The sequence below is a fragment of the Pseudodesulfovibrio sp. genome (assembly GCF_028692895.1).
In the GTDB taxonomy this organism is placed as follows: domain Bacteria; phylum Desulfobacterota; class Desulfovibrionia; order Desulfovibrionales; family Desulfovibrionaceae; genus Pseudodesulfovibrio.
The window spans coordinates 28,703-46,625 of the sequence record NZ_JAQUWN010000010.1; the positions used below are offsets into that span (position 1 = coordinate 28,703).

General features: G+C 66.4%; 16 protein-coding genes. 10 read left to right on the forward strand and 6 right to left on the reverse strand.

Translation table 11 applies throughout. The annotated features are described in order from the left end of the window. Positions 1 to 84: 84 nt before the first annotated feature. The 8 genes from PHP91_RS04125 to PHP91_RS04160 all read left to right on the forward strand — a co-directional run bounded on the left by PHP91_RS04125 (position 85) and on the right by PHP91_RS04160 (position 10,658). Positions 85 to 2,598, forward strand: a complete 2,514-nt coding sequence (locus tag PHP91_RS04125; protein ID WP_300137271.1) for an EAL domain-containing protein — start codon at positions 85 to 87, stop codon at positions 2,596 to 2,598. A 95-nt stretch (positions 2,599 to 2,693) separates the two neighbouring features. Further along, on the forward strand, positions 2,694 to 2,948 hold the full coding sequence (locus PHP91_RS04130; RefSeq protein ID WP_300137273.1) for a hypothetical protein: 255 nt from the start codon (positions 2,694 to 2,696) through the stop codon (positions 2,946 to 2,948). A gap of 436 nt (positions 2,949 to 3,384) precedes the next feature. After that, entirely contained in the window at positions 3,385 to 5,478 is a 2,094-nt protein-coding gene (locus tag PHP91_RS04135; RefSeq protein ID WP_300137276.1) for a hypothetical protein, read from the forward strand. Between the two features lie 26 nt (positions 5,479 to 5,504). Continuing rightward, complete coding sequence (locus PHP91_RS04140; RefSeq protein ID WP_300137279.1) at positions 5,505 to 5,978, forward strand: hypothetical protein; 474 nt, start codon at positions 5,505 to 5,507, stop codon at positions 5,976 to 5,978. A 2-nt stretch (positions 5,979 to 5,980) separates the two neighbouring features. Then, a complete protein-coding gene (locus PHP91_RS04145; RefSeq protein WP_300137282.1) occupies positions 5,981 to 6,973 on the forward strand; it encodes a phage tail fiber protein in 993 nt (330 codons plus the stop codon). A 2-nt stretch (positions 6,974 to 6,975) separates the two neighbouring features. Beyond that, on the forward strand, positions 6,976 to 8,961 hold the full coding sequence (locus tag PHP91_RS04150; RefSeq protein WP_300137285.1) for a discoidin domain-containing protein: 1,986 nt from the start codon (positions 6,976 to 6,978) through the stop codon (positions 8,959 to 8,961). Between the two features lie 11 nt (positions 8,962 to 8,972). After that, positions 8,973 to 9,410 carry a tail fiber assembly protein gene (locus PHP91_RS04155; protein WP_300137288.1) on the forward strand — a complete coding sequence of 146 codons (438 nt, stop codon included), beginning with the start codon at positions 8,973 to 8,975 and terminating at the stop codon, positions 9,408 to 9,410. A gap of 378 nt (positions 9,411 to 9,788) precedes the next feature. After that, positions 9,789 to 10,658: a hypothetical protein gene (locus tag PHP91_RS04160; protein WP_300137291.1), complete on the forward strand. Its 870-nt coding sequence runs from the start codon at positions 9,789 to 9,791 to the stop codon at positions 10,656 to 10,658. Here PHP91_RS04160 and PHP91_RS04165 read toward each other — a convergent pair. From PHP91_RS04165 to PHP91_RS04185, 5 genes are all read right to left on the reverse strand, one after another. Then, on the reverse strand, positions 10,655 to 11,164 hold the full coding sequence (locus tag PHP91_RS04165; protein ID WP_300137294.1) for a cupin domain-containing protein: 510 nt from the start codon (positions 11,162 to 11,164) through the stop codon (positions 10,655 to 10,657). The genes PHP91_RS04160 and PHP91_RS04165 overlap by 4 nt on opposite strands. Positions 11,165 to 11,184: 20 nt before the next feature. Continuing rightward, on the reverse strand, positions 11,185 to 11,400 hold the full coding sequence (locus PHP91_RS04170; protein WP_300137297.1) for a SlyX family protein: 216 nt from the start codon (positions 11,398 to 11,400) through the stop codon (positions 11,185 to 11,187). A gap of 20 nt (positions 11,401 to 11,420) precedes the next feature. Beyond that, a complete protein-coding gene (locus PHP91_RS04175; protein WP_300137299.1) occupies positions 11,421 to 12,302 on the reverse strand; it encodes a DMT family transporter in 882 nt (293 codons plus the stop codon). Between the two features lie 538 nt (positions 12,303 to 12,840). Then, positions 12,841 to 13,473, reverse strand: a complete 633-nt coding sequence (locus tag PHP91_RS04180; RefSeq protein ID WP_300137302.1) for a cyclase family protein — start codon at positions 13,471 to 13,473, stop codon at positions 12,841 to 12,843. Positions 13,474 to 13,535: 62 nt separating this feature from the next. Then, the gene (locus PHP91_RS04185) at positions 13,536 to 14,558 is read right to left on the reverse strand and encodes a tRNA-dihydrouridine synthase family protein (protein ID WP_300137379.1); all 1,023 of its coding nucleotides are present in this window, start codon (positions 14,556 to 14,558) and stop codon (positions 13,536 to 13,538) included. A gap of 230 nt (positions 14,559 to 14,788) precedes the next feature. Here PHP91_RS04185 and PHP91_RS04190 point away from each other — a divergent pair, with 230 nt between their 5' ends. Beyond that, the gene (locus PHP91_RS04190; RefSeq protein ID WP_300137305.1) at positions 14,789 to 15,373 is read left to right on the forward strand and encodes a hypothetical protein; all 585 of its coding nucleotides are present in this window, start codon (positions 14,789 to 14,791) and stop codon (positions 15,371 to 15,373) included. Positions 15,374 to 15,466: 93 nt separating this feature from the next. Further along, positions 15,467 to 16,297 carry a zinc transporter ZupT gene (gene zupT, locus PHP91_RS04195; RefSeq protein WP_300137308.1) on the forward strand — a complete coding sequence of 277 codons (831 nt, stop codon included), beginning with the start codon at positions 15,467 to 15,469 and terminating at the stop codon, positions 16,295 to 16,297. A gap of 91 nt (positions 16,298 to 16,388) precedes the next feature. Here zupT and PHP91_RS04200 read toward each other — a convergent pair whose 3' ends face one another. Then, the gene (locus tag PHP91_RS04200) at positions 16,389 to 17,819 is read right to left on the reverse strand and encodes a carbon starvation CstA family protein (protein WP_300137311.1); all 1,431 of its coding nucleotides are present in this window, start codon (positions 17,817 to 17,819) and stop codon (positions 16,389 to 16,391) included. Positions 17,820 to 17,923 lie beyond the last annotated feature (104 nt).

Here is a 17,923-nt window from a genome sequence, read left to right on the forward strand (position 1 = left end):
TACACTCTTCACTTTTTTAACATTGCAGGATAACGTGCCATCAAAGGGGGAATCGACCCGCCGTTGCGGGCCGACGCTTACGCCATGACCACGCGCCGTCTCAAATCCCTGCTCCGGCACACGCCGTTTCGGATCCTGCTGCCGACCACGCTCATGATCCTGCTGCTGGCCGGGTCCATCTTCCTGTACCTGCTGCCCTCCCTGCAGTCGGCCTTCATGAACTACAAGAAGCAGACGATCTTCGAGCTGACCGGCGCGGTCATCCGGTCCCTGGAGCACCTCGACCGCGAGGTCCGGTCCGGGGCCCTCGCCCCGCAGGAGGCCCGTCGCTCGGCCAGGGAGATGATCCGCTCCCTGCGCTACGGCCCGGAAGGCAAGGACTATTTCTGGATCAACGACACCTCCCCGCGCATGATCATGCACCCCTACCGGGCCGACCTGGAGGGCAAGGACCTCTCAAGCTACCGCGACCAGTCTGGCAAGGAGATCTTCAAGGAATTCGTGCAGATCGCTGCCGAAAAGGGCGGCGGGTTCGTGAACTACTACTGGCAGTGGAAGGACCACCCCGAACGCATCTCCCACAAGATGTCCTACGTGCGCGAGTTCAAGCCCTGGGGCTGGATCGTGGGCACCGGCATCTACGTGGACGACGTGGTCAAGGAAATCGACGGCTACCGCTACAAGCTGGCCGCCATCTTCATGGTCGTCCTCCTGGTCATCTCCGCCCTGCAGTTCTACGTCCTGCGCCAGACCGCCCTGACCGAAGAGCGGCGGGTCAGGGTCCAGTCCCAGCGCGAAAAGCTCGTCCTGGCCCTGCGCGAGGGCGAGGAGCGATACCGGACCATCGCGGACTTCGCCTACGACTGGGAGCTCTGGATCGGCGTGAGCGGCGGCGTGCTCTACTGCTCGCCCTCCTGCGAACGGCTTACCGGCCGGCCGCCCGAAGCCTTCTTCGAGAATCCGGCGCTGGCGCGCGACATCATCATCGCCGACGACCAGCCCGCCTGGGACCGCTTCATGCAGGACGCCAATTGTGAAAAAGGCGACTTCCTCGACTTCCGCATCCGCAACCGCGACGGCGAGGTCCGCTGGATCAACGTGGTCGGCCGCTCGGTCTCAGGCATCGGCATGAAGCCCCTGGGCATCCGATGCAGCATGCGCGACATCACCGGCCGCAAAAAGATGGAGGAGCAGCTCCGTCACCAGGCCCTGCACGATCCCCTGACCGGCCTGGCCAACCGCACCCTGTGCCTGGACCGCATCGGCCAGGCCATGCACCGGGCCGCCCGCCGCCCGCGCTACTTCTTCGCCGTCATCTTCCTGGACCTCGACCGGTTCAAGGTCATCAACGACTCCCTGGGCCACCGCTTCGGCGACATGGTCCTCTGCGAGACGGCCCGCCGGCTGACCGAACACGTCCGCAGCCTGGACACCGTGTCCCGCTTCGGCGGCGACGAGTTCGTCCTGCTCCTGGACGAGCTGGGCACCCCCGGCGAGGCCATCCGCATCATCAAGCGCATCCGCCTGGCCCTGACCAAGCCCTTCGCCTTCGGGGTCAACGAGGTCCAGACCTCGGCCAGCTTCGGCATCGTCCTCTCTCCCCTGGGCGACGTCCGCCCGGCCGACGTGCTCCAGAACGCCAACATCGCCATGCACCAGGCCAAGGAGGCGGGCCGCAACCGGTTCAAGGTCTTCACCGAACGGATGCTGGAAAACGCCGTGGCCCAGCTCTCGCTGGAAAACGACATGCGCTCCGGCCTGGACAACGGCCACTTCTTCATCGAATACCAGCCCATCATGGACCTCGCGGGCGAGGACCTGATGGGCTTCGAGGCCCTGGCGCGCTGGTCGCACCCCGTGCGCGGGACCGTGCCGCCCACCGAGTTCATCCCCCTGGCCGAGGAGTCCGGCCTCATCATCCAACTGGGCGAATGGGTCCTCGACAACGCCCTCAAGACCCTGGCCGAATGGCGACGGGAGACCTCCGGGGCCGAGGACGTCTACATGTCGGTCAACCTGTCGAGCAAGCAGTTCGCCCGCATGGAGCTGGACCGCGTCGTCCTCGACACCCTGAAGCGCCACGGACTGCCCCCCGAAGCCCTCAAGCTCGAAATCACCGAGTCCGCCATCATGGACCACCCCGAGTCGGCGGTGCGCATCCTCAACCGGCTGCGCAAGCTCGGCATCCGCTTCTCCATCGACGACTTCGGCACGGGCTACTCCTCCCTGTCCCAGCTCCAGCAACTGCCCGTGGACACCCTCAAGGTGGACCGCTCCTTCATCTCGCGCATGAAGACCGACCCGGAAAACATGGAAATCGTCAAGGCGGTCATAGCCCTGGCCCACTCCCTGGACCTGGAGGTGGTGGCCGAGGGCGTGGAGGAGCCGGACCAGGTCTGCTCCCTCATCGACCTCCAGTGCGAGAGCGTCCAGGGCTTCTACTTCCACCGGCCCCTGGGCAAGGACGAGGCCCTGCGCCTCATGCGGTCCCGCCTGGCGGACGACGGCGAGACGCCCAAGGAGCGCATGGCCCGCGTCCGCCGGGACTGCAGCGAGGCTGCGGCCGCCGGCAAGGCCGAAGACGCGAAAGACGCCTAGCGCCCCCCCTCCGGGGCCGCAACGATAACCCCGGGCCGGGAACTTATAACTCCCGGCCCTTGTCATCCTCCCCGTGGATGCTTACACTTTGATTCATGAAGAACTTCGATCCCGAACTCCTGTACGTGGAATGCAGCCTGTGCGGCCAGCCCATCATCTGGCGGCGCGGTCTGACGTCGAAACTTCTCAAGATGGCCGGAATCGACCCCACCACCCTGGACGAACGTTGCGTGATCATGTCCGAGGGCTGCCCCGCCTGCAAACCGGGCGAGACCTCCTTCACCACGCAGGTCATCCGGCTGGGCAAAGAAAAAAGCGACGCCTCCGCACGACACGCCGCAGCCAACTGACCCGGCCCGGCCAAACGGACGCGCCCGAACGCCCGCATCCCGCCCCACAGGCGGGGATGCGGGCGTTCGCGCTTTTTCGGCCCCGCCCGTCGCGCCCGTGAGGAGAGGCATCCCGCCCCGCGCCTCCGCCCCTCCCTGCCGAGTCATGCCGATTTTACCCGTTTTGCCCCCTTTCGTTTCCGATCTTGCCCGGAGCCGCTTTTCCCACGCCGGATAGCCGGGGCGGGATATCTCCCAACCCGCTGATTTTCCAGGCCCCGCCCCGTCCCTCTGCCGGACGGGCGGGGCCGAGCCCTTTCCGGGACCCTGTCAACACGTAAAGTTATGCTTTTTTTACCCGCTGGGGCCCCGATTTTACCCGTTTTCATCCCGGGCCAAAAACCGGGTCTACACTGCGCCACATGCCCGGGCGAGCCCGGATTCGCAAGGAGGCGCCATGAGCATCGCCACCCCATCGCTCACCAACTTCACCGCCGGGGAAATCAGTCCCCGCCTGGAGGGCAGGACCGACCTGTCCAAGTACTTCAACGGCTGCCGCGTGCTGGAGAACTTCCTGGTCCATCCGCACGGCGGGGCCATCCGCCGCTCCGGACTGCGTTTCGTGGCCGAGGCCATGAACCCGGCCCGGCCGGTGCTGCTGATCCCCTTCGAGTTCAACGCCAGCCAGACCTACGTGCTGGAGCTGGGCGAGGACGGGACGGGCCAGGGCCGGATGCGCGTGTTCACGAACCACGGCGTGGTCCTCTCGGACGGCGAGGAATACCGGCGGGACATCCCCTACACGGCCGACCAGTTCGAAAAGCTGCGCTACGCCCAGTCGGCCGAGGTGCTGATCCTGGTCCACCCGGACCACCCGGTGCGCAAGCTGACGCGCGTGGACCACGACGACTGGACCCTGGAGGAGATGGAATTCGTCAGCCCGCCCGAGGCCTGGACCGAGGGCAACTACCCGTCGGCGGTCTGCTTCTTCGAGCAGCGGCTGGTGCTGGCGGCCACGCCGGACCGACCGGGGACGCTCTGGTTCTCGCGCACCGGGGAGATGACCGACTTTCGCCTGCGCACCCGCGAGGTGCCGTTCGACGGCTGGCGCGACCGCGAGATCGTCAACGGCTCCGGGGAGATGCGCGACGGCGCGGCGGGCGACACCCTGGTCATCCTGGACGGCGACGGGTTCGAGGCCGCGGACGGCCTGCGCGGCCAGCATCCGGACGGCACGACCCGCTACTACCGCTACAAGGGCGACAAGAACTATTCGGCCTCGGGCGCGGACCTGACCCTCACCTTCGAGACCTCGCCGGGGGCCGCAGGCATCGAGGCCATCTGGGACGGCGAGGGCGCGCTCAACGAGGACTGCTGGGAGTGCTTCGAGCCCGGCGACCGCACCGACGGACCGGCCGGGGAGGACCCCCTGGACGACGACGCCATCGAGGTCACGCTGTCCGGCCGCCAGGCCAACGGCATCGAGTTCCTGGAGCCGCGCACCAAGCTGTGGGTGGGCACGGCGGGCGGCGAGTGGACCATCTGCGGCTCGCTGGGCGACGCCGTGACCCCGGCTTCCATCAAGGCCAACCAGGAAGGCACCTGCGGGGCGTCCACCACCCGGCCCGAGGCCGTGGGCTTCGCCACCCTCTACATCCAGCGGGCCGGGCGCAAAGTCCGCGAAATGTCCTACCGCCTGGAGTCCGACGCCTACGTCTCCCGCGACCTGACCATCCTCTCCGAGCACATCACCGCGCCCGGGCTGGTCCAGTTGGCCTGGGTCCAGGAGCCGGACGCCATCCTCTACTGCCTGCGCTCCGACGGCGCGGTGGCGACCCTGACCTACGAACCGGACCAGGAAGTGGCCGCGTGGTCGCGCGTGGTCACGGACGGCGTGGTGGAGGGCGTGGCCTCGGTCTTCTCGGCCCAGTCCATGCGCGACGAGCTGTGGACCGTGGTCCGGCGCGAGGTCATGGGCGAGGAGCGCCGCTACATCGAATACCTGGAGGCCAACTTCGACGGCGACATCGACGAGGCCTTCTTCGTGGACAGCGGCCTGACCTACCGAGGCGCCCCGTCGTCCACGATCCACGGCCTGGTCCACCTGGCCGGGCGCACCGTGGCCGTGCTGGCCGACGGCGCGGTCCAGACCGACAGGGTGGTGGCCGAGGACGGCTCCATCACCCTGGACCGGCCCGCGTCCGTGGTCCACGCCGGGCTGCCCTACGTCTCCCGGCTCCAGCCCATGCGGCTGGAGGCGGGCAGCGCGCGCGGCACTGCCCAGACCAAGCAGAAGCGGATCACCAAGGTGGCCGTGCGCTTTCACGACACCCTGGGCGGCAAGGTAGGCCCGGACGCGGACACCCTGGAGACCGTCTGCTTCCGCTCGTCGGCCACGCCCATGGGCCGTTCGGCCGGGGCCTGGACCGGCGACAAGATCGTCAACTTTCCCCGGGGATGGGACCGGGACGGCATTCTCACCGTGGTGCAGGACCAACCTCTGCCCATGACCGTGCTGCTCATCGTCCCCACCCTCGTCATCAACGAATAACCTTTCAACTCCCACGGAGGAACATCATGGGAATGGACCAACAGGGGGCCGCCGCGCTCAAGCAGGGCCTCAACCTGACCAGGGACTTCATGGACATGGTCAACGACGGGAGCGGCGGCTCCGACGGCTCGGACCTGGCGGAAGCCCAGGCCGGGCTCACCGAACAGGACGCCCTGGGCGAAGCCGCCGCCCGGCGGAGACAGGCCCAGGAAGCCGCCGCCGACTACCGCGACAAGGCCGAGCACCGCCGCGCCGCCAACCACGCGTCCTGGGGCGCGAGCGGCCTGGCCATGAGCGGCTCCAAGCGGATCATCAACCAGAGCGAACGGCTCAAGGACGGACAGGAGGAGGACGACATCCTCTTCCGAGGCGACCGGGAGGCCCAGGGAGCCCTGAACCAGGGCCGCAACCGGGCCAACCTGACGCGTATCGGCAACGGCGCTTCGGCCAACCGCTCCACCCTGTCCCTGGGCTCCAAGCTCTACAAATACGGAGGATAATCATGACCATCGCATCGACCATCAGCAAGACGCTATACGCGGGCAACGGCTCCACCACGGCCTTCGCCATCCCCTTCCCCTTCATCGCCAACCAGGACCTGGAGGTCGTGCTCTCGGGCGCGGACGGGGAGCGCGTGCTCACCCTCGGCACCGACTACCAACTCTCCGGCGCGGGCGAGTCAGGCGGCGGGACCTGCACCCTGACCACCCCCCCGGCCACGGGCGAGACCCTGGTCATCCGGCGCGACCCGGCCCCGGTCCAGGAGGTGGACTACGTGGAGAACGACGCCTTTCCGGCCAGCACCCACGAGGGGGCCCTGGACAAGCTGACCATGATCTGCCAGGCCCTGGCCGAGCGGCTGGACCGGACCATCACCTTCCGCGTCTCGTCCGCCGTCTCTGGCGTGCAGTTGCCCGATCCCGCGCCGGGCAGGGTCCTCGGCTGGAACGGCGGCGGCGACGACCTGTCCAACCTCGACCTGGCCGCCCTGGGCGAGATCGCCCTGCCCCTGGCCGTGAGCCAGGGCGGCACCGGCGCGACCGAATCGGCCCAGGCCCTGGCCAACCTGGGCTTCGGGACCACCGGCCGCCTGGTGGCCGGAGCCGCCACGCCCGGGGAGGCGCGCGCCGCCATGGGCGCGGAACCGGCCGACACCGCCATCCTCAAGGCCGAGGAGGCCGCGCTGCTCATGGCCGTGTTCGGCGACCAGGCCCAGGCCCACACCGGCGCTGACCTGTCCGCCCTCGCCGTGAACCGCAATCATGTGTCCTGGTCCCTGACCGCCGCCAGCATCTTCAGCGACGTGACCCTGCCCTATGACGGGACCTACGTGTTCCACGTCTATCCCGGCGGGAACGGGCTGTCCCTGGCCGCGTCCTACAAGACCGACGGCAACCTGGCCGACCCGGACTCCGCGGCCGGGGAAATCCGGATCGTCGTCGAGCGGTTCAACGCCCGCAAGACCATCGTGGCCTTGCAGAACATGGAGGCCTAGCCATGCTGACGCCAAAGGAAGGAAGCGGCTCGGCTCGGGTCTGGCCGGCGCCCATCGGCTGGTCGGCGCTCGTCGAATCGGCCATGGCCTCGACCGGGACCGCAGCGACCGACTGCACGGTCCATTTCGGCTGGAAGCCCACGGCGGCGACCATCGCGCCGCTCAACGACATGACGGGCCACTACCTCATCACCATCCGCAAGGTTGGGTCGACCGTTACTGTCTGGAAGCAGGGTACCCAGCTCGCGGCGTACGGCGGCAGCGTCGGGGCCACCTATGCCGAGTTCATTCAGAACGTGCTGACCTACTATGCCGGAAGCTATTACGGCTACTTCTCGCGGCTGGTCGTGGTCGACGGGAACGGCGGGTACACCTACGCTGATTTCATGGAGCTGTCCGAGCGCGTGACGGGCTTGTGGGTTCCCAGGAAGCCCGCGCTTGCATCGTTCACCCAGGTCGAGACACCGCAGTTCACCGGCGGCACGGCGTTCGGTGCGAACATGGGTGACTTCTCCGCCGGGAACGCGTTTGACATGAACGCCTCCACGCGCTGGGCGTCGGACAGCTCCGGTGTGATCGGCTATCTTCTCCCGGCGGCCAAAACCATCGACGGGTACTCCATCACCGCGCGCAACGACAACGATACGTATGCGCAATATGAAACGCCCAGGGACTTCACGATTCAGGGTTCCAACGACGGCTCGACATGGGACGTTATCGACACTCGCACCGGGATCGACTGGAGTTCCGCAGGACAAAAGAGAAACTTTACACTGTCCTCTCCAGCCGACTATGCCCAATACCGCCTGGTAGCCACCGCCGTATACTCGGGGCCCGTAGTATCTTTGGCGGAATTCAGCGGGTATGCAGCATCCTCGCAGACCTACGGATTCGGCGGCTGCTTATTGGACTTTTCCAACGCCGCCGACCTGGGCGCTGACGCAAGCGGAAACGGCAACGACTGGACCGTCACCGGCACGCAGACGGACGATACCCCCACTCACAACGGCGGCGTATCCACATGGACTGCGTTGCCCAACCCGACAGTATGGCGGTCGTCCACCGTTGCCGACATCGTGCTGCGACAGGGAACAGGTGCAGGGGCGAGCGTCACCAGTCTGGATTTCCAGCCGGACTTTGTGGACATGAAAAGTCGCGGTCAGTCGATTGATTGGTTCGTCACTGACGCTGTGCGTGGAGTCAATAAACAGATTTACACCAATTGGCCCGCTGCACAAGGAACCTCTCCGTATATACTGACTGCATTCAATACCGACGGATACGACGTCGGACAAAGCACTAGCGTAAACGCCTCCGGTTTTAGCTACATAGACCTTTGCCTCAAGGCCGGGTCAGGCCAGGGTTTCGCCATCCACACGTTCACCCACGTCGTCGGGGTGGACTCAGTGCTCGACCACGGGCTTGGCAAGGCCGTGACATTCGCCCTCATCAAGCGCCTGGACGACTCCGGCAATTGGGCGGTGTTCCACTCCGCACTGGGCGGGGGCGCCTACCTGCTCCTCAACAGCACCAACGCGGCTGGTTCCGCGTCAGGCATCTGGGCGACCACCTCGACAACCTTCACCGTGGGCGGGCCGCACTTCGCGAGCGGGGATTATGTCGCCTACCTCTTCACGGACTCCGACGTGTTCCGCGCGTTCAGCTACATTGGCAACGCCTCAAGTAATGGCCCCACCGTGGACCTGGGCGGCAAGCCGCTTGTCATTCCGTTCCTGAAGGACTCCGGAAGCGCGTCTGCCTATTGGGGGTTCAAGGCGGCAGCCACAAATCCCAGCAACCCCGTGTATAACTGGCTGTATCCGAACATCAACGCCAGCGAACACACCGGGACCGGGGCCCCGCTCATGTTCACGTCGACCGGATTCAAGGTGGCGACAGACAACGCCCCGGCCAATGGCGCGTCCGGCAATCGCATCGTCGGCCTGGCCGTCATCGAGGCCGCGACCAAATACACCAACGCATATTAAAGGAGGACATCATGTTCAGATACCCTGATGAAACGTTCAAGACCAATCCCCCGGCCAAGGCCGTCCTGGACGGCTGCTGGCGCACCTTCGCCGACCTGACCCGCGAGCAGTGGGACGGGCTCGGCTACAACGAGGCCGTCCCGGCCGTGCGCGAGCCTTACACCACCTACGAAACGGCGTGGGCCAAGGGCGAGGATCTGATCTACCGCGAGACGGTCGTCACTGCGGTTGTGGACGAGGAGGCCCGGACTACGGCCCTGGCCGATGCGGCCCGCGCCGGGCGCGACCGGCTCCTGGCCGCGTCCGACTGGACCCAGCTCGCGGACTCGGTGCTCGACGAGACGGCCCAGGTCCTGTGGCAGTCCTATCGCCAGGCCCTGCGCGACGTGCCGCAGCAGGCGGGATTCCCGACGGCCGTGGAGTGGCCGACGCGGCCGGAGACGGAATAAGGGGGCCGCACGGGCAATTCCAGCATATCAATGGATGGATATTTTATCGATGATTGTTGACAACGCATATGGGAATAGCTAAAACTAAGCCTCCCAAATGTGGAAAACCATGCTTGCACCGGGCGCGAGCCCAGACGTCAGGCATGAAAGCAGCATGAAATCTACAGGAGGACTCCATGGCATACGTGGCTGAAGCCGGCTTGGTCATCTCAGGCGCGGTTGCAGTGGCATACGTGTGGGACACCCTTGTCGCCCCACGAATCATGACAAAACGGCGGGAGAGGAAAACCTTCACCTACCCGAGCAATATGTAACCAAAGGGAAAGCCAACGACGTTGCGTTGGCTTTTCTTATATCCGAATAAATCGTATTATCTATATGCAAAAACGATCTCACAGCCTGTTCAATGATATCTTCGCGGCCTTCCTGGCGTGGGCCATTCTCAAGGGGCTTCAGGTCCTCTTCACCTCCGTCACATCACTGGGCGATCTGATCCTGGCTTTTGGCCAAGAATTCTACACGCATTATGATGTCTACTCCATAATCATCTCCATCTCGGCCCCCATCTTGCTGCGCTTCATCCAGCACGCTAGGCTACTGCACAGAAACGGCCGCAATGCCGAGGCCATCGGACTTTTCTATTGCAACATGCACGCGGACGAGAGCTCACGTGAACAAAGCAACCAGTTGCTGCGCAACAAGGGGATGGAGTCAACCGACATCATCATTGTGGGCGCCACGGGCTACAACACTTTCGTCGCCAAGGATTCTCCGCTTCACGACTCGGTGCGCTCGTGCAAGGGAACGGTTCGCGTCATTCTCGCCTATCCGTTCAGCGAAGGGGTTGCGCGCAGGGCCGAGCAGTTGAACACAACTCCCGACGCCTACCGAGAAGAAATCCACAAGACGCTCGCCTACCTTCGCGATCAGCACTTCGCGGCCGCGTGCATTCGAATCAAGATGTACCAGGAGGCCCCTTTCTGGAAAGCGCTCTTCGTAAGCGATTGCGTGTGGGTGCAACAATACCCGCCCGACCAGCACGTCGCCGATGCCCCCTGCTTCGCCTACTTCAAGCAGATGGACGGGAACGGCCTATACATGCACCATTACCGGCGATGGGTCCGGATGTGGAACAGCAGACGGATGGGCGCCGTCGACCTCGATGAAGGCACTGTTTCATTCCGGTACCAACGAGCCGATCCGATCACACTGCCTCTGTGGACCGCCCCCGCAGGACCTGCCGATTAACCCCTGGTCAACAGGCGGATGAGCTCCGCGAAGTCGGGGTAGCGCTCAAGCAGTTCGGCCCGCGAGCCGTGGGCGTAGTCCTCGTACTCGAAACCCGGGGCCACGGTGCAGCCCATGAGCGCGAACGTCCCGCCCGGGACCAGGCGCATACCTTGCCAGACCCCGCGCGGAACCACCACCTGCGGCCGCTGGCCCGAGGCCAGGTCCTGGCCGAGCGGCACGGTCTCGCCCCGGCCGTCCGGGTGCAGACGGAGCATCTCGCACGGGTCGCCCAGGTAGAAATGAAACACCTCATCGGTTTCGAGCCGGTGCAGGTGCGAGTATGTCTCGGGCGTGAGCAGGTAATAAATGGCCGTGGAGTGACGGCGCGGCGAGCCGTAGCGCAGCGGCAGGACGTTGGCCTCCAGGATCTCCGCCGAGCGGTGCGTCTCCGAAAAGAAGCCGCCCTCCTCGGGATGGGGCGTCAGCCCCAGGATGTCGATGATCTCGCGTGCCGTGATCTTCATGATCCCTCCGTTCGGTCGACCTAACGACCGTAATGGGGCGGCGGCGCGTCCGGCCCGCTGTTCTGTCCCACCAACTCGTCCATCTCCCGGACCTTGCCCGCCATCCGCTCCAGCTTTTTCTCCATGTCCTGGAGCTGTTGCTGCTGCTCGAAGATGGCGTCGCTCAGCCGCTCGATGGTCCGGTCCTGGAGCGTAACCAGGCTCTCCAGCCGCTCCACGCGTTCCTCCACATTCATCTCGCTTCCCCCTGGCCCGTTCAGGGCCGGTTGGTCAGGTACACGCCGAGGACGACCATGGTCCCGCCCGTCAGGAGCGACAGGTGGATGGGCTCGCCCAGCAGAAAAAATCCCATGAGCACCGCGAAGACCGGCACCGTGTTGATGAAGATGCCCGCACGGGACGCGCCGATGATCGCGATGGCCTCATAGTACCAGAAGTAGGCCAGGCTTGTCGCCAGTGCGCCGAGGAAGAAAATGCACCCCCAGTCCAGGAGCCGGGCGTTGGCCACGTCGGCCGCCAGCCCGTGGGTCAGGGACACGGGCAGGAGCATGACCGTGCCGGTGATGCACGACCAGGTCACGGCCGTGAGCGGGGGCATCCGGCGCATGGCCGCCCGGCCGCCCAGGGTGTAGGCCGTCCAACTGGCCACGCAGCCCAGGATCATCAGGTCGCCCCGGTGCATCCCGCCCGCCAGCAGGGCCAGGGGGTTGCCCCCGGCGATGACCACGGAGACCCCGGCCAGGGACAGCAGCGCCCCCACCGCACGCACCGGCCCGAACCGCTCGCCCAGGAACACGGCGGCGATGATGGCGATGCAGACAGGGATGCAGGCCACGATGAGCGCGGCCCGCCCGGCGGGCGTGGTCTGAAGCCCGGTGAAGAAGAAAAAGCTGTAGGCGAAGACCCCGGTGAACCCGAGGAAGAGGGCAGGCAGGACCTGGTCGCGCCGCAGGCGCGGCAGCCGCCCCTCGGACCGCCAGACCATGAGCGACAGGCCCAGCGAGGCCACGATGAAACGCAGGGTCGCGGCCGACATGGGGTGCATGGACTGGGCGACGACACGGCCCGCCACCCAGGTGCCGCCCCACAGGGCCATGGAGACGATCAGGAGAAGATAGATGCCGGTCTTTTGCTGCATGGACAACCTCCGCTTGAACGGCAGGTATAATCGCGAACCGGGCTTTGCGCCACCCTGATTTTCCGATGGAGGCGAACGGCCGAGGCGATGGCTCGCCCCCCACGTCGCCGCCGGCTCCTGCCGAGGCGAATACTTGATTGCCTGCTCAATCCCAAACTGAAAAATCGGCTATTGTCCGAGCCCGGCTCCGGGCGCGTCGGTGCTCCTGCTGCAAGGCCATACCCCGCCGTTGCCGACGAGGAGGACCGTCATGTCCCCAAAAGGGGAATGCCATTTCACCGTTGAGGAGCTGGACGCCGTGCGCAGAAAGCCCGGCGACGGCTTCACCACCTGCGGCGATCCTTCCGCACGCTTCATATGGTGGGCGTACCCCCGCTTTTCGCGCGTTGCGGGCTCTCGTGATCCGCGAGAGGGCCCGCAACCGCAATCCCTTCCCCACGGTTCGCCCGCCTCGCGCCGCCGACAACTGGAACGCGCGCCGCCGAAGGTCCGTCCGCCCTTCATCCGGCGCGTCGGGCGGCCGCTTGCCGACGGCCCGCTAGAAGGCGATGCCCACGGCGCGGACCGGACAGCCCTCGCCGTCCGCGATGCGCAGGGGCAGGCAGGAGAACAGGAAATCCCGCTCCGGGAGCTCGGACAGGTTGCACAGGTTTTCCACGATGACCAGGTCGTGGGCGAAGAGGGTCCGGTGGCACGGCAGGTCCGGGCCCGGACCGTCGGGCGAGGGCGCGTCCAGGCCGACCCCCTTGAGCCCCAGGCCGCCGAGATAGCGGCAGGCCAGTTCCGAGAGCGCCGGATGGCCCGCGAAATATCCCTCCGTGCCCCAGCGCGTCTCCCAGCCGGTGCGGATCAGGACGAAATCCAATCCCTCCATGGCGGAGAGCCCGGCCAGATCCGCCTGGTCGATGGGTCGCCCGGCCACGCCCGAGCAGTCCGCCACCGCGCCCCAGCCCACGAAGTTGTCCGGGCCCAACCAGTCCAGGCCGGGCGCGTCCGCGTCCAGGTGGGCCGGAAGGTCCAGGTGTGTGCCGCTGTGGGCGCCCAGATGCAGGGTGGTGCAGGCGTAGCCGTCCCGGTGGACGAACCGGTCGCGGCGCACGGTCACGGGCTCGTCGCCCGGATAGACGTGCATGCCGGTGCGGATGACGTGGGTCAGGTCTATGACGCGCATTGGTTCCTCACGATTATTTTTCAGTCTCTACATCTATTTGAAATATCATCGTATTGATTAAATCATGTGTTGTACATGGCCAGGTTGGGCCGCCGGACCAGGGGCAGGCCGGGGCGCAGGTGGGTCCGGGCCGCCTCGCGCACGGCGTCCATGGAATGGCAGGCCAGGAACTTGGACTGGAGGTCGTGGCCGAAGGTGAAGTTTGCCGCGAAGTAGATGGTGAAGGACTTGAACCGCTTGAGGGCGCGGATGGGGTCGAATCGCCGCTCCAGAGCATCGGCCAGGGCCAGGGCGTAGTCCCGGAACACGGTCTCGCCGGGCCGGAACCCTGCCGTCCACTCGGCGAAGAGCCAGGGCCGTGCGATGGCCATGCGGCCCACGGACACGCCGTCGCACCCGGTCTCGTCGAGCATGTCCAGGCAGTCCTGGGGCAGGACCACGTCGCCGTTGCCCAGGACCGGGATGGACACGGCCTCGGCCACGGCCCGGATGTGCGCCCGGACCGGCGGGCGAGTCCGCCTGTCCGGGGCCACGCGGGGATGGAAGACAAGGCAGTCCGCCCCTGCGTCCTCCAGCCGTCGGGCCAGGGCCACGGCCGGGTCCACCTCGGGCGTCCAGCCCGTGCGGAACTTGACGAAGAGCGGGACGTCCACCTCGGCGCGCACGGCCTGGACCACGGCCAGGGCCGCGTCCGGGTCCCGCAGCAGGGCCGCGCCCGCGCCCTTCTTGACGATGCCGGAGACCGAGCAGCCCATGTTTATGTCCACGCCGAAGAACCCCTCGTCCTCCACCCGGCGGGCGGCCAGGGCCATCTCTCGCGGGTCGGCCCCCGCGATCTGGCAGACCAGGCGGGGCAGCTCCTCCTCGCGCCAGGTGAACAGGGCGGACATGCGCGGGTTTTCCGTGGGCACGGCCCGGGCCCCGCACATCTCGGTGAAGAGCAGGCCGCAGCCGCCGAACCCGTCCAGGACCTCGCGAAAGGCCACATGGCTCAGCCCGGCCATGGGCGCGAGCCAGAGCCGGTTGGCCACGGTCCGGCCGCCCACGGCCACGGGGCGGGCCAGGAGCCCGGCCAGGCGCGCCATCGGGTCCGTGACGGCGGCCAAGGCCGAAGTCGCGGCGGAGGGGGCGGACGGCATGGAGTCGGGCGTTTGCATGGGCGCAGTTCAACCCTGTCCGCGCCCCCCTGTCAAGCCGCCGAGTTGCGCTTTTTTTACCCGTTTTGCCCCCTCGCGCGACCGTTTTCCCCGCAGCCGAAAACCCGTGCTATGGTCGCCCGGTTCACGCCGGGACAACCGACAGACGAGGTATCACCATGGCATCAAGCATCATCGAAATCTGCAACAACGCCCTGCTCGACCTGGGCGAGGACGCCATCATGTCGCTCACCGACGGCGGCAAGGCGGCCGGGCTGTGCAACCACCGCTGGCCCGCCGTGCGCGACGCGGTGCTGCGCGCCCACCCCTGGAACTGCGCCATGGCCCAGGCAGAGCTGGCCGCCGCCGCGGCCGCGCCGCTCTGGAAGTGGGAGTTCCAGTACGCCCTGCCCACGGACTTCCTGCGCATCATCCGCATCGTGGCCCCGGACGGGACCCTGATCGAGGACTGGGAAATCCAGGGCGGCGTCATCCTGTGCGACGAGGACGCGCCCATCTTCATCTCCTACGTCCGGCGGGAGACCGACCCCGCCAGATACGACGCCCTGCTGGGCGAGGCCCTGTCCGCGCGGCTGGCCGCCACCCTGGCCTATCCCCTGTCCGGGTCCACCTCTCTGGCCCAGGCGTACTGGGAGCTGTACCAGAAGAAGCTGGCCGAGGCGCGCGGGGTGGACGCCCGCGAGGGCGTGCCCGAGTCCGTGACCCCGACCAACTGGCTCCGGGCCCGGACCTCCGGCAACTGACGGCGGGCGACGCATTCCGCCCGGCTCCCCGGCTCCGCGATTCCGGGCCGCGCGCCTCTGGCGCAAGGCCCGGAATCGCGGTATATCCCCCATATGGACACCTCCACCCTGCTCACAGCCTTCGGCCTGACCCTGCTGGCCGGGCTCTCCACCGGCATCGGCTCGGCCCTGGCCTTCTTCACCAAGCGGACCAACACCCGCTTCCTTTCCCTGGCGCTGGGCTTCTCCGCCGGGGTGATGATCTACGTCTCGTTCATGGAGATCATGGTCAAGTCGAACGAGGTCCTGACCGAAGCCCTGGGCAAGGTCGCGGGCCAATGGACGGCGGTGCTCTCTTTCTTCGGCGGCATCGCCCTCATCGCGATCATCGACAAGCTGGTGCCGAGCTACGAGAACCCCCACGAGATGCACTCCATCGAGGAGATCGACGCGGGGAAGGAAAACCTGCCCAGAGACGAGACCCACGACTTCGACAAGCTCAGGCGGACAGGCGTGCTCGCGGCCCTGGCCATCGCCATCCACAATTTCCCCGAGGGCCTCGCCACCTTCACCGCCGCCCTGACCGACCCGGCGCTGGGCGTGGCCATCGCCGTGGCCATCGCCATCCACAACATCCCCGAGGGCATCGCCGTGTCCATCCCGCTCTTCTACGCCACCGGGGACCGCAAAAAGGCCTTCACCTACTCCTTCCTCTCCGGCCTGGCCGAGCCGCTGGGCGCGCTCATCGGCTACCTCGTGCTGATGCCCTTCTTCTCGCCCACCCTCTTCGGAGTGCTCTTCGCGGGCGTGGCCGGGATCATGGTCTTCATCTCCTTCGACGAGCTGCTGCCGGCGGCCGAGGAGTACGGCGAGCACCACCTCTCCATCTACGGGCTGATCTCGGGCATGGCCGTCATGGCCCTGTCGCTCCTGTTTTTCCTGTAGAGCACGGCCGACGCCAAAAGACGGAGAGGCCCGGAAGGAAAACCTTCCGGGCCTCTCGGCATGGGGTGGGCTGCGGATTGCAGGGTGTTGTCTAGGCGTTGTCAGTGACCGGGCTGGCGGCCTTGCGCAGGCCGTACTTCACCATGAAGATGGCGAAGGCGGCGGCGGCGAAGACCAGGCCCCCGATGACGGAGACCTCGTAGTCCAGGTTGAAGCCGATCTTGGCGTTCAGGATGAAGGTCGCGCACACGGCGGTCATGAAGGTGGCCGGGATGGTGGCGATCCAGTGCAGCTTGGCGCGCTGGGCCAGATACACGGCCGAGGTCCACAGGACCAGGGCCGCCAGGGCCTGGTTGGAGAATCCGAAGTACCGCCAGATCGTGGAGAAGTTCTGCGTGGAGATCACGTAGCCCAACGCGAACAGCGGGATGGCGATGAGCAGGCGGGAGGAGCTCTTGGTCTGCTTCATCTTGAAGGTTTCGGCCACGATCAGGCGGGTGGACCGGAAGGCGGTGTCGCCGCTGGTGATGGGCAGGACGATGACGGCCAGGATGGCCAGGGCGCCGCCGATGGGCCCGAGCAGGCCGTTGGACACTTCCGCGACCACGGCGGCCGGGGAACCGGCGGAGATCACGGCCTGGAGCGCGGCGGGGTTCTCGTAGAAGGACATGCCCAGGGTGCACCAGATCAGGCCGATGACGCCCTCGATGATCATGGCGCCGTAGAACACGGAGCGGCCCTCACGCTCGTTCTTGACGCAGCGGGCCATCAGCGGGGACTGGGTGGAGTGGAAGCCGGACAGGGCCGAGCAGGAGATGGTGATGAAGAGCAGGGGCCAGATGGGCTTGCCCGCCGGATGGGTGTTGACCGCGAAGTCCAGGTTGGGCAGCACGGCGTGCGGGCTGACGAACAGGGCCACGAACAGGGCCGTGGTCATAGCCAGCAGGAGCGCGCCGAGCAGGGGGTAGAACCGGCCGATGATCTTGTCGATGGGCAGGATGGTGGCCAGGAAGTAGTAGGCGAAGATGGCCGCCACGTACCAGCCGGTGGCGATGCCCGGGGTCAGGCCGTGCAGCAGCTTGGCCGGGCTGAGGACGAAGACCACGCCCACCAGCATGAGCAGCACGAAGGAGAAGATTCGCATGACCTGGCGGGCGGACATGCCCATGTACTCGCCCACGACCTCGGGGATGCTGGCGCCGTTGTTGCGCACGGAGAGCATGCCGGAAAAGTAGTCGTGGACCGCGCCGGCGAAGATGCAGCCGATCACGATCCAGATCAGGGCCTGGGGGCCGTAGAGCGCGCCCAGGATGGGGCCGAAGATGGGGCCGATGCCCGCGATGTCGAGCACCTGGATGAAGATGAGCTTCCACTTGGGCATCGGGGTGTAGTCGACTCCGTCCTCCAGGGCGTAGGCAGGGGTCTGACGCTCCGGCTGGATGCCGAAGATCTTTTCCACGATGGTTCCGTAAATCACGTACCCCGCGATGAGCAGGGCTACACAGGACAGAAATAGCAGCATATGCGACAACCTCCAAAGATTAGATAACCGCTGTATCTTTGATGCGTGCATACGCCCGCCGGGCCGGCGCGAACAACCGGCCCGGTCCGAACTGCCCGTTTTCC